This is a genomic window from Nocardioides marmorisolisilvae, from assembly GCF_031656915.1.
Taxonomy (GTDB): Bacteria; Actinomycetota; Actinomycetes; order Propionibacteriales; family Nocardioidaceae; genus Marmoricola; species Marmoricola terrisoli.
This window is the reverse complement of sequence record NZ_CP134227.1, coordinates 3484159-3507831: the sequence shown is the minus strand read 5'-3', so window position 1 is coordinate 3507831 and position 23673 is coordinate 3484159. Positions and strand designations below refer to the sequence as shown.

Genomic DNA, 23673 nt, shown 5'->3' with positions numbered 1-23673 from the left:
ACCGCGGTGAGGCTCAGGCGTCGCGCCGTTGGAAGAGCAGGTACGACGCGGCCATCAGCACCACCGCGACCAGCCCGAAGATGATCCCGCCACCCAGCGCGGACAGCGGGTCGCCGAAGGTGGAGTGCCCGTGGTCGAGGACGTCCACCAGCCGCCGGCCGGCGCCGAACGGGAGGAACCGGGTCACCTCGGAGTGGTCCCGCAGACCAGGGACGAGGTGGAAGATCAGCGAGATGATCGACTCGATCAGCAGCGGCCACAAGAACAGCGTCACCAGCGCGAACGCCTGTGAGCGGGTCAGCGAGGTGAACGCCATCCCGAGGCAGGTCAGGATCACCACGTAGACCAGCTGGCGGCCGATCACGCCCCAGGTCTGGCCGGAGAAGATCGTCACGTAGTCGTGCAGGAACGCGGTCGCGATCAGCCCCGCGAGCAGCATGGTGACCAGCGAGACGGCCACCGCCCACGCCACGCACACGGCGTACTTGGCGATCCAGAACGCGGTCCGCGAGTCCAACGCGGTCAGCGACGCCCGGATCATGCCGTGGCGGTACTCGTGCCCCCACGCGAAGATCCCGACCATCGCCATCAGGAAGGCGACCAGGCTGGGCAGCTGTCCGGTGGCGGCGAGCTGGGTCACCACGATCGGGCCGAGTCCCCTCAGGTCGTCGGCTGACGTGCCGTGCTGGCCGAAGTCGTGCCCGATCGCCCAGCTCATCAGGGTGGTGATCGCCAGACCGATCACGATGGCGGTGCCGGTCAGCCACCAGGTCGACCGGATGGTGCGGATCCGGACCAGCTCGTAGGCGAGAGCATCCCTCATCAGCGAGACTCGCTTCCCGGTGTGGTGCCGGCAGATGTCGCCTGGTGGACCTCGTGGGCCTGGAACTCCTCGGAGCCGGAGGTCGCCTCCAGGAACGCCTCCTCCAAGGTCGCGGTCTGGGCGGCCAGCTCATGCAGCCGGATCCGGTGCTCGAAGGCGAGGTCCCCGATCTCCTGGGTGGTCGCGCCGGTGACGCGCAGCTCGCCGGTCCCACCGCTGACATGCACGCCGGCACGGCCGGTGAGGAGACCGGCGAGCTCGGTGGCCTGCGGCGTGCGGACGAGTACGGCGTTGCCGCGCGAGGTCTTGAGGAAGTCCGCGACCGGACCGCTGGCGATCAGCCGGCCACGACCGATCACCACGAGCTCGTCGGCCATCAGGGCCATCTCCGAGAGCAGGTGACTGGAGACGAACACCGACCGCCCCTCGCCGGCGAGGTGTCTGAGCAGCTGGCGCATCCACTGGATCCCCTGGGGGTCGAGGCCGTTGGCAGGCTCGTCGAGGATCAGGGTGTGCGGGTCGCCGAGCAGCGCCGCCGCCAGGCCCAGCCGCTGCCCCATGCCGAGGGAGAACGTCCGTGGCTTCTTCTGGGCGACCTCTGCGAGGCCGAGCTGGTCGAGCACCGCGTCCACCCGGCTGACCGGGATCCGGTTGGCCGCGGCCAGCATCCGCAGGTGGTTGCGAGCCTTGCGGGTGGGGTGGAACGGCTTGGCCTCGAGCAACGCGCCGACATGACGCATCGGCTGGGTCAGCGACGTGAACGGTCGGCCGTCGAAGGTCGTCGTACCGGCGCCGCTGTCCAGGCCGAGCATCAACCGCATCGTCGTCGACTTGCCGGCGCCGTTCGGCCCGAGGAAGCCGGTGACCGACCCCGGTCTCACCTCGAAGGACAGGTCGTTGACCGCGGGCTTGCCTCCGTAGTTCTTCGCAAGTCCCCGCGCCTCGACCAGTGCCATGCCGAGCATCCAATCAGAGCGGCGGTCGGCCCGGATGTAGTTCACAGGTTCCCCTCACCTGCCCGTCACATATCGATCAGCCTGACGTCACGGACCCGCGGTCTGCTGTCGGCATGGAAGCACCGATCCTCGTCCCCCACCCGGCCCCGAGCCCCTTCGACGCACGGCTGCGCACGGCGCTGACCGCCGGACGCTCGGCGGCCTGGCTGTCGCGGCGCCTCGCCGGCGGCGGTGGCGGGGTCATCGGTGGACGCGTGGTGCTGCGGATGGTGCCGGACGCGCCCGAGCGGCTGTCCCGCGACCGGACGGTGGTGCTGGTCAGCGGCACCAACGGCAAGTCGACGACGACGGCGATGCTGCGCAGCGCTCTGGCGGGCCGCTACCCGACGACGAGCAACCTGGACGGCGCGAACACCGGACCGGGCCTGGTCACCGCGCTCGCAGACGTGGGCAGCCACGCGGTGCTCGAGACTGACGAGGGCTGGCTGCCCTGGGCGGTCCGCCGTACTCGACCCGCGATCGCCGTGCTGTTGAACCTCAGCCGTGACCAGCTGGACCGGCACCCGGAGGTGCAGGGCCTGGCTGCCGCTTGGCGCTCCGCTCTCGCCGAGGTGCCACTGGTGGTGGCCAACGCCGACGATCCTGCGGTGGTGTGGGCGGCGTCGGCGGCGCAGCGACAGATCTGGGTCGGCGCGGGCCAGTCCTGGCAGCACGACGCCGTGGTCTGCCCGGCGTGCGGCGCGCTGCTCCGTCGCGATCGTGACCACTGGTCCTGCCGGTGCGGGCTCGCCCGCCCGGAGCCGACCTGGACGGCGCGCGGCTCGGAGGTTGCGTGGCACGGGCACCCGCTGGCCGTCACGTTGGACCTGCCCGGCCCGGTGAACCTGGCCAACGCGGCGATGGCGCTCGCGACCGCCACCGCTGCGGGAGTGCCGGTCGCCGAGGGCGCTCGCAGTCTCGCCGGCCTCGAGCAGGTCTCGGGCAGGTACGCCGTGTTCACCCGGGGCGACCACCAGGTCCGGCTGCTGCTGGCGAAGAACCCGGCCGGCTGGCAGAGCGCCCTGCGGATGATCGGCGCCTCGCAGCGGCCGGTCGTGCTGGGCTTCAACGCCGAGGGGGTCGACGGGCGCGACCCCTCGTGGCTCTACGACGTGAACTTCGCCGCGCTGAGGCATCGTCCGGTGGCGGTGTTCGGACGTCGGGGCAGCGATATGTCGGTCCGGCTGCTCGTCGACTGTGTGCCGCAGGTCGGCCAGTTCGAGCGGCTGGACGGCGCCCTGCACCGGCTCCCCGCCGGGCCGGTCGACCTGGTCGCCAACTACACCGCCTTCCGCGACGCGTTCCGGGAGCTCGCGGCGTGACCACCCCGGACGCGCTCGACGTGGTCCTCGTCTACCCCGAGCTGCTCGGGCTGTACGGCGACCGGGGCAACGCGATGGCACTGGCGCACCGTGCGCGGGCCCGTGGGCATCGCGTCCGGGTGCTCCGGGTCGGTGCCGGGGAGCCGGTCCCCGCGGAGGCCGACATCTACCTGCTGGGCGGTGGCGAGGACGCCAGCATGCTGGTGGCCGGTGAGCTGCTCGCCGAGCAGCACGCCTTCGTCCGGGCGCTGCGGTCCGGCGCCTGCTGTCTCGCGGTGTGTGCCGGATTCCAGCTGCTCTCCCAGGGCTATACCGGGCCGGACGGTCGCACGCACGCAGGGCTCGGTGTGCTGGACGTGGAGTGCGGCCGGTTGCCGGGATCCCGTGCCGTCGGCGAGGTGGTGGCCCGCCCGTACGACGACCGCTGGGGGCTGATCACCGGCTACGAGAATCACCAGGGCGACGCCCGGCTCGGCCCGGACGCCGTACCCCTGGGCGAGGTCTTCGGCGGGGTCGGCAACGGTCACGCCGGCAACGAGGGCGCCCGGCAGCTCGGGGTCCTCGGCACCTACCTGCACGGGCCGGTGCTGGCCCGCAACCCCGACCTGGCCGATCACCTCCTCGAGGGCGCCCTGGGCTCGCCCCTGGGTGACTGGGTCGACCCCGCAGTGGAGCGGCTGCGCCGCGAGCGGCTGCGGGCCGCCGACCGCCGAGGCCTGCTGCGGAGGCTGCTCGAACCCTGCCAGTGAGGGTGTGTCAGTGAAGATCAGCCGGTGAGGGCCGGCCGGTGAGGAAGGCGCCCGGGGTGGGCGCACTCTCCCCGGCCGTAGAATCGTGCGGATGTCCACCGGAGCGTTCCGTACCCTCGCCGACCAGCTGCGCAGCTGGTCCGGCGAGCAGCTCGCGGCGCTCCTGGAAGCCCGGCCGGACCTGACGGTCCCTGCCCCGCACGACTCGGCCCAGCTCGCCGCCCGGGCCGCCACTCGGGCCTCGGTGCAGCGTGCCCTGGACCACCTGGACCTGTTCCAGCTGACCGTTCTCGAGGCGGTGGCCACCCTTGGGCCGGTACCGGTCGCCGAGCTGGCCGGGGTCGTCAATGCGACCCGCGTCGACGCGGCGCTCGACGTGCTGCGGGCGCGGTTGCTGGTGTGGGACGACGGGCACGGGCTGCGGGCGGTGACCGCGGCGGCCGAGCTGCTCGCCGTCCCGGAGGGCCCACCTGTCGAGCGGGTGCCGCAGCTGCTCGCGGAGGTCGACGACCGGGCTCGCGCGATCGTCGAGCACCTCGACCAGACCGGGGCAGACGGCACCGTCGACGCCGTACCGGCCCGGCTGACCAGGGACTCCGCGAGCACGCCGACCGAGCAACTCCTGGTGCGCGGCCTGCTGGCGCCGCGGGACGCCCGGCACGTCACCCTGCCGTGGTCGGTCCGGCTGGTGCAGCGCGGCGGCCGCTCCACCCGCGAGCCGGTGGACGCGATCCCGGACCTGGCGGTGTCGAGGGCCGAGCCGGCGCTGGTCGACCGGAGTGCGGCCGGCGCGGCCTTCGAGGTGGTCCGCCGCACCGAGGTGCTGCTCGACCGGTGGGGCACCCATCCGCCGGGGGCGCTGCGCGGTGGCGGCCTCGGCGTACGAGACCTGCGGGCCACCGCCACCCTGCTTCACCTGGAACCCGCGGAGACCGCGCTCGTCGTCGAGACCGCGGCCGCAGCCGGCCTGCTCGCGGTGGGGATGACCGACGACAGTGATGCGGCCTGGCTGCCCACTGAGCGGTACGACGCGTGGCTGGCCGCCGAGCCCGCCCAACGGTGGACCCGGCTTGCCACCGCCTGGCTGGGCAACCCGCGGCTGGTCTCACTGGTGGGCAGTCGCCGGGCCGACAAGCCGGTCAACGCGCTCGGCGAGGGGCTGGAGCGCAGCTGGCTGCCGACGCTGCGCCGTACCGTCCTGGCTGCGCTCGCGGCCCTGCCGCCCGGCGACGTGCTGGCCGCCGGCACCGGTCTGCCGAGCCTGCTCGACCGGCTGCGCTGGCAGCAGCCCCGCCAGCCCGCCAGCCGGCGCAGCGCGATCGAGTCGGTGGTCACCGAAGCGGCGGTACTCGGCGTCACCGGCCGCGGTGGCATGTCCGACCAGGGTCGGATCCTGCTTGCCGGCAGCGACCCCTCCAAGGTGCTTGCCGCGCTGTTGCCGGCGCCGGTCGACCATGTGCTCGTCCAGGCGGACCTGACCGCGGTCGCACCCGGGCCGCTGGAGTCGGAGCTGGCTCGCCGGCTGGCGCTGCTGGCCGACATCGAGTCACGGGGCGGCGCGACGGTCTACCGGTTCACCGCAGGATCGGTGCGCCGTGCCTTCGATGCCGGCTGGTCGGCGACCGAGGTGCACGACTTCGTCGGGTCGGTCTCGCGGACGCCGGTCCCCCAGGCGCTGAGCTATCTCGTCGACGACGTCTCCCGGCGGTTCGGCGTCCTGCGGGCCGGGCACGCGGAGTCGTTCCTGCGCTCCGACGACGAGACCGCACTGACCGAGCTGCTGCACCACCGGGACGCGGCCGGGTTGCGACTGCGCCGGCTGGCCCCGACGGTGCTGGTCTCCGACGTACCCCTCGACACGCTGCTGCCCCGGATCCGCGACCTCGGTCTGGCCCCCGTGGTGGAGGCGCCGGACGGCACCGTGCGGGTGGCCCGTCCCGACGTCTTCCGGGCGAAGGTGCCGCGGGGCCGGTCGCCCGCCGCGGGGGAGGCGCGAGCCGGTGCTCGGACAGCGGCCGTCATCGCGGCCATCCGCGCCGGCGACCGCGCCGCCGCCTCCCGCCCGGCCCGGGCGCCGGTCAGCTCCCCCGCCGACGTCGTGTCCCTGCTCCGCACGGCCGTCGAGTCCGGCGACACCGTGCTGATCGCCTATGTGGGATCCGACGGGACGGTCGCCGAGCGCCTGGTCACCCCCCGACAGGTCGAGGGCGGCCGGCTCTCGGCGTACGACGAGCGCACCGACGACGACCGCGAGTTCGCCCTGCATCGGATCACCACCGCCGCGATCACCTGACCGCCGAGTGGTCCCAAATTGCTCGCGAGACGTCGAAAATGCCGCGCGAGTGGTCCCGTACGACGCGCGAGTGGTCTCATATTGCCCGCCGAGTGGCCAGGAATTGCGATGCCTGACGCCGCCAGATGCGACCACTCGCGCGTCATATCAGACACCTCGCGAGCAATATGGGACCACTCGCGCGCAATGACAGACCACTCGCGCGCAATATGGGACCACTCGCGGGCAGGGCGGGGCGGGGCGGGGGCGGGCGGCTACTGGCCGGTGCGGCCGTCGATGCACTCGCGGAGGAGGTCGGCGTGGCCGCAGTGGCGGGCGTACTCCTCGATCATGTGCACCAGCAGCTCGCGCAGCGTGATCGGGCCGTCGCGGTGTGAGCCTTCGATGTCGAGCGACTGCGCGCCGGCGACGAACTCCTCGGCGTGTGCCACCTCGGCGCGCCAGGTCGACCAGGCATCGGCGACACAGGCCTCGTCGGGTACGGCGCCGTTGAAGTCGAGGTCTGGGTCCTCCTTGCTGCGATAGAGCAGCGGCAGATCGGGCTGGTGCTCCATCACCCGGCGGAACCAGCTGTGCTCCACCCGGGCCATGTGCCGGACCAGGCCGAGCAGGGACATGTTCGACGGCGGCACCGACTGCTGGGCGAGCTGCTCGGCATCGAGACCCTCGCACTTCAGCTCCAACGTCGTGCGATAGTGCGCGAGATAGTCCAAGAGCACCTCGCGCTCGCCGACCGGCTGGCGTCCGGTGTTGCGGGGATCGTCGTCCCAGGGCATCCACATTCCGCTCATGGACCCCCAGCCTGCCATCGTCGTCCAGTCCTTTCGGCTCGCCTCCTACACTCAAGCAGTGAGCGACGGCCCCCTGATCGTCCAGTCGGACAAGACGCTGCTGCTCGAGGTCGACCACGAACTCGCCGATGCCTGCCGCAAGGCGATCGCGCCGTTCGCCGAGCTCGAGCGGTCACCCGAGCACATCCACACCTATCGGTTGACCCCGCTCGGCCTGTGGAACGCCCGGGCCGCCGGCCACGACGCCGAGCAGGTGGTCGACGTGCTGCTGACCTTCAGCCGGTACGCCGTACCCCACGCCCTGCTGGTCGACATCGCCGAGACGATGGCCCGCTACGGCCGGCTCCGGCTGGAGAAGCACCCGGTCCACGGGCTGGTGCTGTCGACCACCGACCGCGCAGTCCTCGAGGAAGTGGTGCGTGCGAAGAAGATCGCCGGGATGCTCGGCGCCAGGATCGACCCGGACGCGGTCGCGGTGCACCCCAGCGAGCGCGGCAACCTCAAGCAGGCGCTGCTCAAGCTCGGCTGGCCGGCCGAGGACCTCGCCGGGTACGTCGACGGCGAGGCGCACGCCATCGACCTCGTCGAGGACGGCTGGGCGCTGCGCGACTACCAACGCCAGGCCGTGGAGTCGTTCTGGCACGGCGGGTCCGGAGTCGTCGTACTCCCCTGCGGCGCCGGCAAGACCCTGGTGGGCGCCGCGGCGATGGCCCAGGCGAGGGCGACCACGCTGATCCTGGTCACCAACACCGTCAGCGCCCGGCAGTGGAAGCACGAGCTGCTCCAACGCACGAACCTGACCGAGGACGAGATCGGCGAGTACTCCGGCTCCCGCAAGGAGGTCCGGCCGGTCACGATCGCGACCTACCAGGTGCTGACCACGCGCCGGAAGGGCGTCTACTCCCACCTCGAACTGCTCGACGCGCGGGACTGGGGCCTGATCGTGTACGACGAGGTGCACCTGCTGCCCGCGCCCATCTTCCGGATGACCGCGAACCTGCAGGCCCGTCGACGGATCGGCCTGACCGCCACGCTCGTGCGGGAGGACGGGCGGGAGGGCGACGTGTTCAGCCTGATCGGCCCCAAGCGGTACGACGCGCCCTGGAAGGACATCGAGGCCCAGGGCTGGATCGCGCCAGCGGACTGCGTCGAGGTGCGGGTCACCATGCCGGAGGGTGAGCGGATCGCCTATGCGACCGCCGAGCCCGAGGAGCGCTACCGGCTGGCGTCGTGCACGTTCGCCAAGAGCAAGGTGGCCGAGCAGCTCGTCGAGCAGCACCGTGGCGAGCCGACCCTGGTGATCGGGCAGTACCTCGACCAGCTCGACGAGCTCGGCGACCACCTGGGGGCTCCGGTGATCAAGGGCGGTACCCCGGTCAGGGAGCGTGAGGAGCTGTTCCAGCAGTTCCGCGACGGCGAGATCGACCTCCTGGTGGTCAGCAAGGTCGCGAACTTCTCCGTCGACCTGCCCGAGGCCGCGGTGGCGATCCAGGTCTCCGGCAGCTTCGGCTCCCGACAGGAGGAGGCCCAGCGGCTGGGACGGCTGCTGCGACCCAAACGGGACGGCCGGACGGCCCGCTTCTACGCCATCGTGTCCCGCGACACCGTGGACGCCGACTTCGCCCAGAACCGGCAGCGCTTCCTTGCCGAGCAGGGCTACGCCTATCGGATCGTGGACGCCGAGGACCTGCCTGCCTGAGCAGGTCCTCGGCGCCGCGGTGCCACCGGCTCCGCTCAGCGCAGCATGCTCTGCTGCGCCCGCATCAGGACCGCGCGCAGGTCGAGCATCCGCCGACCGGACGTGCTGGTGCTCGTCGGCTGCGGCGCGGGCACGTGGGGGCAGTAGACGTCCGCCCGGTTGCCCGCGACCCGGCGGGGCACCGACCCGTTCGCGAGGTACCTCGCGATCTTGTTGTCCACGCAGGCGACACCGGACAGGGAGCCGGCGTGGGTGGTGCCGTTGCGGCCGGCGATCAGCGACGCGGTCGGGAACAGCTTGCGCAGCTCCAACGCCCCGCTGAACGGGGTCGCCGCGTCCTTGGTCTCGCTGATCATCAGCACGTGGTGCTTGAGCCTCTTGCCGCTCATGTGCAGCCGGTGCTGGGCAGGGACGCCCCAGTGCAGGCACGGCGCGTTGTACCAGGTGTTGCCCCAGGTCAGGAACGGCGCCTTCTGGTAGACACGCCAGCTGTCGCTCCGGGTCTTCTTCCACCCCGGCCACGGGTTGTCGGTGCACTGCACGGCGTCGTACACCGCATAGCCGTTCTCGGCGTCGGCGCCCATGCTGCTGGACTTGTACATCTTGAACAGCGCCCTGCCTTCGCCCTTGTTGATCAGCGCGGAGTAGGCGTTGCCGATGTCGACCCAGTCGTAGACGTAGTAGCCGGCGTCGAGCATCGCGTCACCGAGCTCGTCAGGTCCGAGCCTGCCGCCCGCTCGCGGGTGACCGCGCAGCTTCTGCACCTCGGCGTAGTAGCCCGTCTTGATGGTCTTCCAGTCCGTGCCCAGGTGGAAGGAGTCGTCGTGCTTGGCCAGATAGCGCCAGTAGACGTCCATGTTGCGGTCGAACGCCCTGTCCTGGTCGAGGTTCGCGCCGTACCAGACCCGGTTCGGGTTGACGACGCCGTCGAGGATCATCCGCTTGACCCGGTGCGGGAAGAGCTTGGCGTACGCCGCGCCCAGGTAGGTGCCCCACGAGAACCCGTAGTAGCTCATCTTCGACTGCCCGAGCGCGGCCCGGATCCGGTCCATGTCACGGGCGTTGTCCGCGGTGGTCATGTGCGGCAGCAGCCGGCTCGCCTTCGACGTGGCGCAGTCGTGGGCGTAGCGCTTGGTGATGCCGAGCCAGTACTTCGTGCGCTTCCTGTTCGGCACGTAGTACGGACGGTCGGTGCCGAAGAGCTCCCTGTTGCAGTGCAGCGCCGGCCTGCTCGCCCCCACCCCGCGAGGGTCGAAGCCGATCCAGTCGTAGCGCATCCCCACGCTGTGCGGAACGTACTGCTGCAGGTAGGGCATGATCAGGCCGGATCCGCCCGGACCCCCGGGGTTGATCAGGATGATGCCCTTGGAGGGGCCGGCCTTCGGGTCGTGCTTGCGCCGGCTCACCTCCAGGGTGATCTGGCGCCCGTGCGGGTGCCGGTAGTCGAGCGGCACCCGCAACGTGCCGCACTGGATCCCGTAGGACGCGTAGTCGTAGCTGCCCGTGGGACAGCTGCCCCAGTGGACGCTGGGCGCCGTGGAGGACGCCACGGCGACTGCGTCGAGTCCCGTCGGGGCCGGGGCTGCCTGGCCCGCGGACGTACCCGCGAGGCTCAGCCCGAGAGCGCCGGCCATGCCGACGATGATGAGGCGCTTCATCGAAAGGGAATCCTCCGCACTGTGTGGACGCGACCCGTCGCCGCGACAGGAGGACTTTCTATCCAACCCATCGCGGTCGCGAAGACCTTTCGCGCACGTGTCGCGCGACATTCGGTTCTTGCCGTCAGTCCACGGGGATGCCGAGCGCCCTGGACAGCGCATCGTCGAGGAGCATCCGCCAGGCCCGAACCCGACCGGGGTCGACGTACGCCTTGGTCCAGGAGCCGTCCTGGCGAGCCGAGGCGCCGATGCCGAACTGACGTACGCCGGCGCGCACCAGCCACGGCACCTGGTCGGGCACCAGGCCGCCGGAGGCGAGCACCAGCCGGGCGACCTCCGGGAGCGCCGAGGCGTACGCCGTGAGCTCGTCGCCGCCCATGGCCATCCCACGCGACGACCCGGCCGAGGCGACCGCGTCGATGCCGGGCAGGGTGACCACGTCGCGCCAGGCGCGTCCGGGCTCGAGCGCCGCGTCGAAGCCACGGTGGAAGCCCCACGCCGTGCCGACCTCGGTTGCCAGGGCCGCGCAGGCGGCCCGGTCGATCTCGAGGTCGTGATCGAGGAAGCCGAAGCTGAAGCTGTCGGCCCCGAGCTGGCGCAGATCGCCGGCCAGGCCGGCGAGGCGACGCAGCCCCTCGGCCGACGCGGCATACCCGTCCTCGACGCGCAACAGCACCCGGACCGGCAGCGACGTCTCCCGGACGACGGCGGAGACGGCGGCCGGATCGGGCGAGCGTCCGACGTCCTCGGGCCCGACCAGGAACAGCAGCCGGTCGGCGCCCCCGTCGGTCGCCGCGGCCGCATCGCGAGGGTGGAGTACGACGACCTCGAGCAGCGTCTGCTCCTCGGGTTGGGTCTGACCAGTCACAATCGACATCGTGACAGCAGACGGCCCCGAATCCGCGACGCTCCACGCCCGCGCCCGGGTGCTGCACGATCTGGAGGCCACCGGCGTGGCCGAACCGTCGATCGTGTCGCTGCTCGAGGACGCTGTCTCGGACCGGACCTGGTGGGTCTCCCAGTGGGCCGAGGGCCGTGACTACGTCGTGGGCCTGGTGGCCCAGGACGTGCAGGATGCGCTGCTGGAGACGCGCGGACGCTGGCCGCTGTGCCCGGTGTGCGACAGCGACGACCCGCATGCGCTGCACGTCGATCCGGACCTCGGCGGGCCGGACCCCGCCTGGGTGTGCGAGCGCGCCGGCATCCGGGTGGCGTCGGTCGGCGAGCTCTGACCCGGTCAGGACTCGTGCGGCGGCCGGAGCACCGGCACCCACAGGGTGTACCGATCCGCGCGATAGACCGACCTGGTCACCTCGACGGCGATCTCGCGGCAGAACGCCCGCCGCGCGACGTGCAGCACCGCCGCGCCGGGCTCCAGGCCGAGCTGCGCCGCCGTCTCCTCCGAGGCCACCCCGGCGTGCACGGCGTCCTCGCCCCACGTGGGCATCAGATCCCGCTCCTTGAGCCACGCGTAGAGGCTCTTCGGGAGCTCCCCGTCCAGGAGCGCGGCGAACGGCTCGAGCGGCAGGTAGGCGTGCTGCACCGCCATCGGCTCACCGTCGGCCAGGCGCAGCCGCTCCCAGTGCACGACCGGAGCGCCCTCGTCGACCTCGAGCGCGCGCGCCACCCCCGGGCCGGCGGACTCGCGGCGGGCCATCACCGTGCGCGCCTCGGGCTGCTTGCCGCGCCGGTGCATCTCCTCGGTGTACGACGACAGTCGCATCTGCAGGTCGACCTGGGGCCTGGCCACGAAGGTGCCGCGACCGGCGACCCGCTCGAGCAGGCCCTGAGCGACCAGCCCGTCGATGGCGTGCCGGACGGTCATCCGGGCCACCCCGAACTGGCGGGCGAGGTCGCGCTCGGACGGTGCCGGCGTACCGGGCTCTGAGCCTTCGGCGAAGCTGCGGACGTAGTCGCGGACGACGACGTGCTTGTGGCCCCGCCGCATCCGCATCCGTCCGGCGGTGTCGTCGGGCAACTCGGGCCCGGTGGCGGGCCCGCGGCTTCGGGGTGTCATCCCGAGCCAGCCTAGACCCCGCACCCCGACGGTCCGGAAAACCCGATGCGTGCGAGCAAGGGGCGGTGACACACTCGACCGGCCATGAACCCCTCACCCCGCCCCACGCTGAGCTCCTTTTGGCGTGACCTGCCACGCGAGGGGCGCCTCCTGCTCTCGGTCGTCGTGTTCGAGTTCGTCGGGACGGGGCTGGTGCTGCCCTTCTGGGTCGTCTACCTGCACGAGGTCCGCGGCTTCTCGCTGGCCGTCACCGGAGTGCTCCTCGGGCTCCAGCCGCTGGCGGGTCTGCTCGTCGTCGGTCCCGGCGGGACGCTGATCGACCGGGTCGGAGGCCGAGTGGTGCTGATCGGCTCGCTGATCTGCGTGATCGCCGGCGAGCTGGTCATGTCGGTCGCCTCGTCCGTCGGGGTGGCCGCGCTCGGGATGGCGCTGGGCGGGATCGCTTTCGGCGCCTCGTGGCCGGCCTCGCAGACGATGATCGCGCACGTCGTGCCGACCGAGATCCGACAGCGCTACTTCGGGGTGAACTTCAGCCTGCTCAACCTGGGCATCGGCATCGGCGGGCTGGTCGGCGGAGCCTTCCTTGACGTGCATCGACTCTGGACCTTCCAGACGATCTACCTCGCCGACGCGGCGAGCTTCCTCCCCGGGCTCTTTCTCCTGCTGGTGCCGCTGCGCCACGTCGCCGGCCGCGCAGAGCGCGACGACCTGGCCACCCACGGTGCCGGCAGCTACCGGGAGGTGCTGCGGCTGCCGGCTCTGCCCACGATGCTGGCGCTGACCTTCCTGACCTCCTTCGTCGGCTACGCGCAGCTCAACACCGGAATGCCTGCCTTCGCCCGCGCCCTCGGCCAGGTATCGACGGGCGGGCTAGGCATCGCGTTCGCGGCCAACACCTTCGTGATCGTGCTGCTGCAGCTGGTGGTGCTGCAGCGCATCGAGGGCCGTCGACGCACCCGGGTGATCGCGGTGATGACCGCGATCTGGGCGGTCGCCTGGCTGTGCATGGGCGCGGCCGGGCTGGTGCCCGGCACGTGGGGCGCGACGCTGCTGATCGCCGCCTGCGCCTCGGTGTTCGCGCTCGGCGAGACGCTGTTGCAGCCGACCGTGCCGGCGATGACCAATGATCTGACCACCGACCGGCTGCGCGGCCGCACCAACGCGCTCGGTTCGGCCGCGTTCCAGCTGCCCGCGGTGGTCGCGCCACCGATCTCGGGCTGGCTGATCGGCCACCAGCTGGGCGCGGCGTACATCGTCCTGCTGCTGGTGGGCTGCGCCGCATGCGCCGCGCTGGCCCTGTTCCGGTTGGAGCCGCAGCTCGGCGCCCGCGCCAACGGCGTACACACCGACGCCTCGACGGATGCGATGGCCGAGCGTGGAGCCATGGTCCTGACCGGCCCGGCGGTCAGCACCCCCGAGTAGTGGTCCCGATGTCGCCCGGTAGGTCGCCCGGCGGCGCGTCCCGCGCCCTGCGCCTGTGCAGCTGGGTGGCGGCCGGAGCGCGGGTTGGTGAAAACCCCTCCCACATCGACGAAGACGCCTACCTTGACGGCCATGAGTGATCCCACGCCGCCGGCCGCCGACCAGCCGCACAACTACCCGCCTCCCCCACCTCCCCCGCCCCCCGCCTTCGGCCAGGGCGCGGCGGTCGCGGCGCCGACGTACGCCGGGGTCGGCCTTCCGTCCGCCGCCGGCCCAACCGGTCGGATCCGCTCCACCGGCGTCTGCATGCTGCTGTTCGTGGTGACGCTCGGCATCTACGGATGGTTCTGGTACTACAACGTCCACGAGGAGATGAAGCGGCACACCGGCGACGGGATCGGCGGCGCGGTCGGCCTGATCCTGGGCATCTTCGTGAGCATCGTGATGGCGTTCCTCACTCCCTACGAAGTCGGCCGGCTCTACGCCCGCAGGGGACAGCCCGAGCCGGTCTCGGCGCTCACCGGGTTGTGGGGCACCCTCGGCACGCTGATCCTGGTCGGTCCGATCGTGTGGTTCGTGAAGACCAACGGCGCGCTCAACAGCTACTGGCGTTCGGTGGGCGTCCAGGGCTGAGGTCGGCGGGCCGCACCAGGCTCCGCCCCGTCAGCCGGCGAGGTGGCGCCAGGCCGGAGCCAGCTGCTGCCAGGGGCCCGAAGCGACCACCCGGCCACCGTGCAGCACGACGACCCGGTCGGCCTGCTCCAGCGCCGCCGCCTTCGACGTGGCGCCGACCACGGTGGCCCGGCGCTCGCGGAGCGCGGCCCAGAGCTCGATCTCGGTCGCGGCATCAAGGGCGGACGAGACGTCGTCGGCGAGCAGCAGCTCGGCGTCGCAGGCCAGCGCGCGGGCCAGCGCGAGCCGTTGCACCTGGCCGCCGGACAGACGCACCCCGCGGTGGCCGACCAGTGCGTCGGGGCCGCCCGCGTCATCGACGTCGCGCGCCATCCGCGCAGCCGTCAGTGCAGGCAGCACCGCACGGTCGGGGTGGTCGAGGCCCACGTTGCCCGCGAAGGTGCCCGACAGCACCCGCGGGACCTGGGCGACGTGCGCCACTCGTCCCGGGCGCAGCGCGACCTGAGGATCGGTGACGAGCCGTCCGTTCCAGCTGATCTCACCCCGGCTGCTCACCAAACCGGCGAGCGCACCGAGCAGGCTGGACTTGCCCGACCCCACCGCTCCGACCAGCAGCACCAGCTCCCCGCGCCGGACGACGAGGTCGACGCCGTCCACGCCGATCGTGCCGTCATCGTGGACCGCGCTGAGCCCGGTGACCCGCAGCTCGTCCAGCCGCTCCCGGACCGCCGACGCAGGAGGCGGTGCGGAGCCGCCGACCAGGTCGATCCCCGCCGGGAGCCGCATCAGGTCCGTGCCACCGGCGAGCCGGCTGGTCGCCCGCATCCAGGCGCGGGTGCCGGGTGCCTCGGTGATCACCGAGCCGGCGACCCGGCCGAACCAGTCGAAGCCGTTGACCGCGCCGGCCACCAGCAGCGCGGTGGCGACACCCCAGCCACCGGCGACGAGGATCGCCCAGGCAGCGACGACGCCCGCCTGGACCATCACGATCGGCACGCCGTCGAGCATGGCCTGCACACGGTGCTCGCGGACTGCGGCGTCCACCCGTCCGCCGTCGACCTTGCGTAGATGCGCGTGCAGGTCCGGCGTGGCCGCGGCGAGCTTGACCGTCCGGATCGAGTCCAGGCCCGAGACCAGGGAGCGTCCGAACCGAGCCCTCGCCGTCGAGGATGCAGCGGCGGACCGGCCGGCCACCCTCCGTCCGAACGAGGAGGCGACCGCCGAGACGACCATGACGGCGAGCAGCACAGCACCAGCCAGCAGCCTGCCCGCCACGGCCGCGGTCACCGCCGCGATGGCCAGCCCGTTCAGGAAGTCCACCCACCTGTCCGCGTAGCGGGCCAGCCGGTCCGCGTCCATCGCACGGCCCACCACCTCGCCCGCGGGCGTCCGGGCCAACCGGTGGTCGGCGGTCTGGCCGACCAGCACGCTTGTCCGTGCGCGGAGCATCACCGCGACCCACCACCGCGGGTAGACCCGGATCGCCAGCGACAGCAGCAGCGGCGCCACCACCAGGGACACGGCCAGCACCGCAGTCAGACCCACCGGCCGGCCACCCGCCTGGAGGTCCGCCACCAGGTGGCCCCACACCCAGCCGGTCAGTGCACCGAAGGCACCGGTCAGCGCGGAGACCAGGAAGAGCGCCAACCCGACCAGGCCCCACTGCGGCTCGATCAGCAGCGCGCTGAGCGTGGCCCGGGAGAGGCTCGGGATCCGGCCGAGCCGCGGGCGCGTCGGCGGTACGCCGGAACGGCGTACCGTCCCGACCGTGTCCGAGCCAGGGTGGGTGTCGACCCCCGTGGCGGTGGGGCCGACCGGTGGCACCTGCTCGCCGTCCGAGGCGAGCAGCAGGTCGCGGAAGGCACCGTCAGCGCGGGCCAGGGTCGCGCGTGGACCCTGCTGGACGATCCGCCCGGCCTCCAGCACGGCCACCCGCTCGGCACGCTCGGTGGTGGACAGCCGGTGCGCGACCAGGATGCCGGTGCGCCCGGACAGCAGGCGATCGGCAGCCCGGACCACCCTCGCCTCCGTCAGCGGGTCCATCCGCGCGGTGGCCTCGTCGAGGACGACCACGCGCACGTCGCGGACCAGCAGCCTGGCGAACGCGACGAGCTGCTCCTCGCCGGCCGACAACGTGGTGCCGCCGGGACCCAGCGGGGTGTCGAGCCCCTGCGGCAGACCGGCGACCCACGCGGAGAGGCCGAGCTGGTCGACCGCCTCGCTGACCCTCGCGCGGGGCAGGTCGGCGAACAGCGTGATGTTCTCCGCCAGCGTCCCGGAGAGGATCTCGGTGCGTTGGGTGACCACGCCGATCGCCGAGCGCAGCTGTTGCAGGTCGACCTCGCGCACGTCGACGCCACCGAGCCGTACCGAGCCGGGCTCGGGCTCGACGGCCCGGGACAGCAGCGCGGCCAGGGTGGACTTCCCCGATCCGGTGCGACCCACCAGCGCACAGGTGGAGCCCGCGGGCACGGTCAGGTCGACGTGCTCGAGGGCGAACCGGCCGTGCTCGTAGGCGAAGTGCAGGTCGGTGATCTCGATGTCGAGCAGGCCGTCGGGGAGCGGACGGCCGCCGTACGGCTCAGCCGGGGTGGCCATCAGGGCGCGCAACCGCAGCACCGCGCCGAAGCCGGCCTGCAGGTCGGGCAGGTGCCGGGCCAGCTGGTCGACCTGACCGACGAAGGTGGTGGTCACCAGGAACAGGGTGACCAGAGCCGCGGTGGACAGCCGGTGGTCGAGGACCAGCGCGACACCGACCAGCGCGGTGCCGGCGAGGACCGCGTGCAGCAGCATCCCGGTGCGTCGGGTGATCCGGCTCTCCAGGCTCAGCACCTGGTCGAACCGGGTGTGGATCGCCGCGGCCAGCTCCGCGCTGCGGCGGACGACGTAGGCCTGGCCCAGCGCGGTGCGCAGATCGTCACGCGCGGCGACGCCCTCCTCCAGCGCGGCCGCATGGTCGGTCCAGGCGATCTCCTCGAGGACCTTGCGCGCAGACAGCACAGGCAGGATCGGCCGGACCACCCAAAAGGCCGCCGCACCCGAGGCCGGGAAGAGCACGAAGGCCGGCCACCAGGTCAGCCCGGCGACGAGCCACAACGGTCCGACGGCGAGCACGGTCCGCGCGGCCTGCCACACGTTCTGCCGCAGCAGCACGCCCACCTCGTGGGTGTCGTCGTCCAGTCGGTCGAGGATCTCGCCGACCGCCTGCTCGGTCAGTGTCGACAGCGGCTGCGCCATCGCCGCAGCGAGCAGGTCTGCCCGCAGCCGGCCCTCGGCTCGGTCCACCACGCCCGCCCAGATCGTCCGGCCCACGGTGTCCAGCACGCCCGCGCCCAGCACGCACAGCGCGAGCAGCGCCACCAGGGTGGACGTCGCGTCCGTGGCCAGCCGCCCAGCGACGACCGACCCGACGGACGTGCCGACCGCTGCCACGAACGAGCACGCCAGGGCGAGGCCGGCGATCGGGCGTCGCATCCGGCGCCAGTCCACGGGGACGCGCTGGGGCGCCGCCGGCTCGATGGTCGAGGGCGCAGTCACGACGGTGGTGGGGAGGTCGGTGGTGCTCACGATCCATCGACCGTACGTGCCAGCACCCCCGGTGCGCCTCTGGTTTTCCGGCGGTCCGACACGGCCAGGCTCCTCGAACGTCTGTTCGACCGTGGTGCTAGGGTGCCCTCATGACGGTCGCCTTCCAGCCGTCCCTCCTCGACGGCATCGACGCACCCGAGCCCGGGCCCGGCGCGCTCGCCGACCTGCGCCGTACGACGCTCTCGGCCGGCGCCTGGGTCGACGTGCTGCCCGGCTGGTTCCACGGTGCCGACGCCCTCTTCCCGCTCCTGTTCGACGACGTCCCATGGCGGGCCGAGCGCCGGTCGATGTACGACCGGGTGGTCGACGTGCCCCGGCTCGTGCACACCTATGGGGTCGGCGACGCTCTGCCCCATCCGTCGCTGGCCCGGGCCCGCGCCCAGCTGACCCGGCACTACGCCGGCGAGCTGGGCGAGCCGTTCGTCACCGCCGGCTGCTGCTTCTACCGCGACGGCTCGGACTCGGTGGCCTGGCACGGCGACACGGTGGGCCGCGGTCGGAGCCAGGACACCATGGTCGCGATCGTGTCGTTCGGGTCGCCGCGCAACCTGTTGCTCCGGCCCCGCGGCGGCCGGGTCGAGCACGGCTTCGCCCTCGGGCACGGTGACCTGGTGGTGATGGGCGGCTCCTGCCAGCGCACCTGGGAGCACGCCGTGCCCAAGACGGCGCGTCCCGTCGGTCCACGGATCAGCGTCCAGTTCCGCCCGCGCAACGTCTTCTGACTTCTGCACCACCCGTCGCTGCAGGAACATGCACGTTCCGGCCCTTCCCAGCTGTCGGTGCCGCAGTGTTGAGTGGCCGGGTTGTTGATCATCTCGGGAGGGGACACCCATGAAGCACTCCATGGTCGCGGCAGCCGCCGCGTCCGCCCTGGCGGTTCCGGCCAGCCTGCTGACCGCCATCCCGGCGAGCGCCACGCCGGACGGCTCGACAGTCGTGATCAGCGAGGTGTACGGCGCCGGCGCCAACGCCGGGGCCAGCTATGACCAGGACTTCGTCGAGCTCTTCAATCCGACCACGGCCGCCGTCGACCTCGCCGGCACCTCGATCCAGTACCGCTCCGCCACCGGCATCTCGGATCCGACCGGTGTCGCCGACCTGACCGGCACGATCGCGGCTGGCGGGCACTTCCTGGTCGGTCTGGCCAAGGGCGGCACCGGCGCGGACCTCCCGGTGGCTCCCGACGTGCAGGCCACCGGCATCAACATCTCCGCCAGCAAGGGCACCGTCTTCCTCGCCGACCGCACCGGCGCGTTGTCCGCTCCCCCGACGGGCTCGCTGACCGGTGACCCGCAGGTCCTCGACCTGGTGGGCTTCGGAGCGACCAACACCTTCGAGACCGCCGCGGCACCGGCACCGAGCAGCACCAGCTCGATCTCGCGCGCTGCCGAGGGCACCGACACCGACGACAACGCTGCCGACCTCAGCGCCGGAGCGCCCAGTCCGGCGGCGGCCGGCGGCGGCAGCGAGCCCCCCGGAGAGGGCGGTACGGCGACCATCGAGCAGATCCAGGGCACCGGGGACAGCAGCCCGATGAGCGGCATGTCGGTCGTGACGTCCGGACTGGTGACCGCGTCCTACCGCACCGGCGGGTTCAACGGGTTCTACCTGCAGACGCCCGGCACGGGTGGCGACATCGACCTGGCCACGCACCACGCCTCCGACGCGGTCTTCGTCTACCTCGGTGGCGCCCGCGCCGACTCCGCACCCCCGGTGGGCAGCCACGTCACCGTGTCCGGCACGGTCAGCGAGTTCCGCGGGCTCACCGAGCTCGATGCCGACGACGTGACGACCGACCCGGACGCCGCCCCTGCGGTCAAGCCGGCCACGGTGGTGTGGCCGCGGACCGATGCCGAGCGGGAGTCGCTCGAGGGCATGCTCATCGACCCCCAGGGCGACTACACGGTCAGCGACAACTACGCCACCAACCAGTACGCCGAGATCGGCCTGGCCACGGGCGACCACCCGCTGCCCACACCCACCGACGTCGCGGACCCGCACGACGCGGCCGCGATCGCCGCGGTCGAGACCGACAACGCCGCGCGGCTGATCACCCTCGACGACGGCGCGTCCACCAACTTCCTCACCTCGGGCAAGGACGTCCCGCTGCCGTGGCTGACCCAGGACCACGAGCTCCGAGTCGGAGCGCCGGTCCGCTTCACCTCCCCGATGGTCGTCGACTACCGCAACAACCTGTGGAAGCTGCAGCCGACGGGCCAGCTGACCGCAGCGGACGCCGCTCCGGCGACGTTCGGGCACACCCGTCAGGACGCTCCGGCGCCGACCGGCGGCAATCTGCACCTGGCCTCGTTCAATGTGCTCAACTACTTCCCGACCACCGGTGCGGACTGGGTCGCCTCGGGCGGCACCTGCACCTGGTACGACGACCGCGAGGGCAACCACATCACGGTGAAGAACTGCACCGACGCCGCCGGCGACGACGGCCCGCGCGGGGCCGCCGACCAGGCCAACCTGGAGCGTCAGCAGATCAAGATCGTGCACGCGATCAACCACCTCGGCGCGGACATCGTGTCGCTGGAGGAGATCGAGAACTCCGCGAAGTTCGCCCACTCCCGCGACTGGGCGGTCGCCAAGCTGGTGGACGCGCTCAACGCAGAGGCCGGCGCTCACACCTGGCGCTACGTGCCGACGCCGCCGACGGCCGGGGACCAGAGCGACGAGGACGTCATTCGCACGGCGTTCATCTACAAGCCGGCAAGGGTGAAGGCGGTCGGGCCGTCGATCATCGACGACGCGCCGGCCTTCGACGTCGCCCGTGACCCGCTGGCCCAGGCGTTCGCGCCGCGGCGTGGCGGACTCGACCAGCGCTTCGCCGTGATCGTGAACCACTTCAAGTCCAAGGGCTCCGGGCCCGACGACGGCACCGGGCAGGGCAACTCCAACCCGCAGCGGATCGCCGAGGCCGACGAGCTCACCCAGTTCGCCGACCGGGTGCAGGCGACGTACCACACCCCGCGGGTCTTCCTGTCCGGCGACTTCAACTCCTATACGCAGGAGGACCCGATGCGGCACCTCTACGCCGCCGGCTACACCGACATCGGATCGACCGAGGCGCCCGGCGAGTACACCTACCAGTTCGACGGCATGGTCGGCTCACTCGACCACGTGCTCGCCAACCGCGCCGCACTCGGCATGGTGAGGGGCGCGCACGTGTGGAACATCAACTCCGTGGAGCCGGTGGCACTGGAGTACAGCCGCTACAACGACAACGCCACCGACTTCTACGCCCCCGACCCGTTCCGCGCGTCGGACCACGACCCGCTGGTGGTCGGCATCGACTCCGGTTCGCGTTGAGCCGGCGCTGAGCCCGGCGTCGGGTCGGCGCAATGGCACGGGCGGACTATTCACCCGGACCCGCGCCGGGGCGTAGCGTCCGACCCGTTGGTTGCTCCTGTCCACCACCTGCTCGGGCCCGCGAACCGGTGCCCGCTCCTGACAGCAAGGAAGATTCTCGTGGCTCTCCCTCCTCGCCGGTCGGCACTCGCGGCCGCTCTCGCGGCCACCGCCACCGCCATCTCGCTCGCGGCGGCCCCCGTTGCCACCAGTGCCGTCGCCGCCTCGTCCCCCGCATCCGGTGGCTCCGGCGGGTTCTCACCAGCGATCTCCACCGGTCCGCACGGGCGCTTCGTCGGGCTGGTCGACACCACCGACCCCGACACCCACTTCTCCTGCCAGGACGACGCCGGGTGCTACTCGCCGGCACAGATGCGCGCGGCGTACGGCTTCAACAAGCTGGACGTCGACGGCACCGGCCGCACGATCGTGATCGTGGATGCCTTCCAGAGCCCCACGATCAACCAGGACCTGGCCCTGTTCGACCAGGTCTTCGGGCTCCCCGACAGCACGCTGAACGTCATCGCACCGGACGGACTGACGCCCTTCGACGACAACGACACCAACCAGGTGGGCTGGGCCGGCGAGATCACGCTCGACGTGGAGTGGGCCCACGCCATCGCGCCGGGCGCGACGATCGACCTCGTCCTCGCCAGGTCCAACAATGACGCGGACATCCTCTCCGCCACCCGGTACGCCGTGGACCACGACCTCGGCGATGTCATCTCGCAGAGCTTCGGCGAGGGCGAGACGTGCATGGACCCGGCTCTCGTCAAGGCACAGCACGCGGTCTTCCGCCAGGCGGTGTCGCAGGACATCACCCTGCTCGCGTCGTCGGGTGACCAGGGCGCTGCCCAGCAGAACTGCACCGGCCCCGGGTACTTCAAGTCGGCGAGCACCCCTGCCACCGACCCCTACGTGACGGCCGTGGGCGGCACCCGACTGGTCGCCGACAGCAGTGGTTCCTACGAGTCGGAGCAGGCCTGGGACGAGGTGTCGACCTTCGGCGACGCCGGCGGCGGCTTCAGCACGCTCTACGGCACGCCCCGCTTCCAGAAGAAGCTGCACCTGCCCAGCCGGGCCGTCCCGGACGTCGCCTACAACGCGGGGATCGACGGCGGCGTGCTGGCCGTGTTCAGCGTTCCCCTCGGCCAGCCGGCGTTCTTCCGGTTCGGCGGCACCAGCGCTGGGAGCCCGCAGTGGGCCGGGCTGGTGGCCGACGCGGCCCAGATGAACGGCGGGCGCGTGGGCTACCTGAACGACCGGCTCTACGCCTGGGGCCGGGGTGCCCGGCTCGCTGACCGGCTGTTCCACGACGTGACCGCGGGCGACAACGACTTCGGCAGCATCGCGGGCTACTCCGCGGGTCCGGGCTGGGACGCCGTGACCGGCCTGGGCTCCCCGAAGGCGGACGCGCTGGTCCCGCAGCTCGCGCAGTAGGGTCCGGCCGCGCTGGTCGTCGGCGTCGGCCCCCGGGCTCGCTAGTCCCGGGCGTCGAGCCGGACGAGTACGAGAACTCGTTCACGGACGTACGGGACATCTTGGCGAGCACTGCACCTGGCGTGGGCGGTGGTGCCGGCTCGGGGAGGGGCGACGTCAGCGGCGCTTGCGGCGGACGACCCGGCGCAGCACCAGCAGGGCGAGGACGCCCGCGAGCGCGTGGCGCCAGTAGGTGCGGGCCAGCACCGGCAGCACGGTGGCGCCGAGGTCGAGCGCGTCGTCGGTGGACTGCGGGGCCGGCGCGGTGCGCGCGGGGTCGCGCACGGGCTCGGGCTGCGGCGCGGAGGCCGGGCCGGCATCGGGGTCGGAAGCCGGGCTGTCCTCGGCGGCCGCGCCTGTGGGCTGCGACGCCGGTCCGCTGTCCTGATCGACCGCCGGCTCTGGCGACTCGAGCCGCCGGGCCAGGCACTCGACGAACTGGCCGAGCAGCTTGTCGCTGACGTCCTGCATCACCCCCCGGCCGAACTGCGCCGGCTTGCCGGTGATCTTCAGGTCGGTGACCACGGTGACCCGGGTGCCGTCGGCGCTCGGCGTCATCGTCGCGACCACGTCGGCGCCGGCGGTGCCGTTGCCGCGCTTGTCCTTGCCCTTGGCCTCGATGGCCATCCGGCGGTCGCCCTCGTCCTTCTCGATGAACCGCCCGGAGCCGTTGTAGACCAGCGCGATCGGACCGAGCTTGACCTTGCACGAGCCCTTGAACGTGTCGCCTTCCGCGGAGGTCACGGTGGCGCCCGGGAAGCACCCCGCGACCCCCTCGATGTCGTTCAGAGCGGCCCAGGTCTCCTCGATCGAGGCGGGCACGGTGAAGTCGTGGGTGAGCTGCATGCAG

The 23673-nt window shown here is 72.2% G+C and carries 18 protein-coding genes; 10 read left to right on the top strand and 8 right to left on the bottom strand.

Annotated features, from left to right (window positions below):
* Positions 1-13: 13 nt before the first annotated feature.
* Complete coding sequence (locus tag Q9R13_RS16875) at positions 14-823, bottom strand: hypothetical protein (RefSeq protein WP_310962336.1); 810 nt, start codon at positions 821-823, stop codon at positions 14-16.
* Positions 823-1824, bottom strand: coding sequence for an ATP-binding cassette domain-containing protein (locus Q9R13_RS16870; RefSeq protein WP_310962335.1), 1002 nt, complete (start codon positions 1822-1824; stop codon positions 823-825). The genes Q9R13_RS16875 and Q9R13_RS16870 overlap by 1 nt, the downstream gene beginning before the upstream one ends.
* Before the next feature lie 68 nt (positions 1825-1892).
* On the opposite strand from Q9R13_RS16870, the gene Q9R13_RS16865 reads away from it, so the two are divergent.
* The 3 genes from Q9R13_RS16865 (at position 1893) to Q9R13_RS16855 (ending at position 6182) form a co-directional block, all read left to right on the top strand.
* Positions 1893-3140, top strand: coding sequence for a MurT ligase domain-containing protein (locus tag Q9R13_RS16865; protein WP_310962334.1), 1248 nt, complete (start codon positions 1893-1895; stop codon positions 3138-3140).
* Complete coding sequence (locus tag Q9R13_RS16860) at positions 3137-3889, top strand: type 1 glutamine amidotransferase (protein WP_310962333.1); 753 nt, start codon at positions 3137-3139, stop codon at positions 3887-3889. Before Q9R13_RS16865 ends, Q9R13_RS16860 begins: the two co-directional genes overlap by 4 nt.
* Positions 3890-3980: 91 nt before the next feature.
* Positions 3981-6182: a helicase-associated domain-containing protein gene (locus Q9R13_RS16855; RefSeq protein ID WP_310962332.1), complete on the top strand. Its 2202-nt coding sequence runs from the start codon at positions 3981-3983 to the stop codon at positions 6180-6182.
* A gap of 254 nt (positions 6183-6436) precedes the next feature.
* Here the strand turns inward: Q9R13_RS16855 and Q9R13_RS16850 are convergent, their stop codons facing one another.
* On the bottom strand, positions 6437-6973 hold the full coding sequence (locus Q9R13_RS16850) for a DinB family protein (RefSeq protein WP_310962331.1): 537 nt from the start codon (positions 6971-6973) through the stop codon (positions 6437-6439).
* Positions 6974-7031: 58 nt separating this feature from the next.
* On the opposite strand from Q9R13_RS16850, the gene Q9R13_RS16845 reads away from it, so the two are divergent.
* Complete coding sequence (locus tag Q9R13_RS16845; RefSeq protein ID WP_310962330.1) at positions 7032-8672, top strand: DNA repair helicase XPB; 1641 nt, start codon at positions 7032-7034, stop codon at positions 8670-8672.
* A 35-nt stretch (positions 8673-8707) separates the two neighbouring features.
* Here Q9R13_RS16845 and Q9R13_RS16840 read toward each other — a convergent pair whose 3' ends face one another.
* Positions 8708-10330 (bottom strand): alpha/beta hydrolase, encoded by a 1623-nt coding sequence (locus tag Q9R13_RS16840; protein ID WP_310962329.1) that lies wholly within the window; start codon positions 10328-10330, stop codon positions 8708-8710.
* A 124-nt stretch (positions 10331-10454) separates the two neighbouring features.
* Entirely contained in the window at positions 10455-11207 is a 753-nt protein-coding gene (locus tag Q9R13_RS16835) for a copper homeostasis protein CutC (RefSeq protein WP_310962328.1), read from the bottom strand.
* 1 nt (position 11208) lies between these two features.
* Here Q9R13_RS16835 and Q9R13_RS16830 point away from each other — a divergent pair, with 1 nt between their 5' ends.
* Positions 11209-11562 carry a hypothetical protein gene (locus Q9R13_RS16830; protein ID WP_310962327.1) on the top strand — a complete coding sequence of 118 codons (354 nt, stop codon included), beginning with the start codon at positions 11209-11211 and terminating at the stop codon, positions 11560-11562.
* A 5-nt stretch (positions 11563-11567) separates the two neighbouring features.
* Here the strand turns inward: Q9R13_RS16830 and Q9R13_RS16825 are convergent, their stop codons facing one another.
* Positions 11568-12347: a GntR family transcriptional regulator gene (locus tag Q9R13_RS16825; protein ID WP_310962326.1), complete on the bottom strand. Its 780-nt coding sequence runs from the start codon at positions 12345-12347 to the stop codon at positions 11568-11570.
* An 84-nt stretch (positions 12348-12431) separates the two neighbouring features.
* On the opposite strand from Q9R13_RS16825, the gene Q9R13_RS16820 reads away from it, so the two are divergent.
* Together Q9R13_RS16820 and Q9R13_RS16815 are read left to right on the top strand one after the other, a co-directional pair.
* Complete coding sequence (locus Q9R13_RS16820; protein WP_310962325.1) at positions 12432-13769, top strand: MFS transporter; 1338 nt, start codon at positions 12432-12434, stop codon at positions 13767-13769.
* A 132-nt stretch (positions 13770-13901) separates the two neighbouring features.
* Positions 13902-14402 carry a DUF4234 domain-containing protein gene (locus Q9R13_RS16815; protein WP_310962324.1) on the top strand — a complete coding sequence of 167 codons (501 nt, stop codon included), beginning with the start codon at positions 13902-13904 and terminating at the stop codon, positions 14400-14402.
* Positions 14403-14432: 30 nt separating this feature from the next.
* Here Q9R13_RS16815 and Q9R13_RS16810 read toward each other — a convergent pair whose 3' ends face one another.
* A complete protein-coding gene (locus Q9R13_RS16810; protein WP_310962323.1) occupies positions 14433-17969 on the bottom strand; it encodes an ABC transporter ATP-binding protein in 3537 nt (1178 codons plus the stop codon).
* A gap of 110 nt (positions 17970-18079) precedes the next feature.
* Between Q9R13_RS16810 and Q9R13_RS16805 the strand changes: the two genes are divergently transcribed.
* The 3 genes from Q9R13_RS16805 to Q9R13_RS16795 all read left to right on the top strand — a co-directional run bounded on the left by Q9R13_RS16805 (position 18080) and on the right by Q9R13_RS16795 (position 22784).
* Positions 18080-18712 (top strand): alpha-ketoglutarate-dependent dioxygenase AlkB, encoded by a 633-nt coding sequence (locus Q9R13_RS16805; protein WP_310962322.1) that lies wholly within the window; start codon positions 18080-18082, stop codon positions 18710-18712.
* 109 nt (positions 18713-18821) lie between these two features.
* Positions 18822-21305, top strand: a complete 2484-nt coding sequence (locus Q9R13_RS16800; protein WP_310962321.1) for an ExeM/NucH family extracellular endonuclease — start codon at positions 18822-18824, stop codon at positions 21303-21305.
* A gap of 159 nt (positions 21306-21464) precedes the next feature.
* Positions 21465-22784 (top strand): S53 family peptidase, encoded by a 1320-nt coding sequence (locus tag Q9R13_RS16795; protein ID WP_310962320.1) that lies wholly within the window; start codon positions 21465-21467, stop codon positions 22782-22784.
* Between the two features lie 156 nt (positions 22785-22940).
* Here Q9R13_RS16795 and Q9R13_RS16790 read toward each other — a convergent pair whose 3' ends face one another.
* The gene (locus tag Q9R13_RS16790) at positions 22941-23669 is read right to left on the bottom strand and encodes an SRPBCC family protein (RefSeq protein ID WP_310962319.1); all 729 of its coding nucleotides are present in this window, start codon (positions 23667-23669) and stop codon (positions 22941-22943) included.
* Positions 23670-23673: the final 4 nt, after the last annotated feature.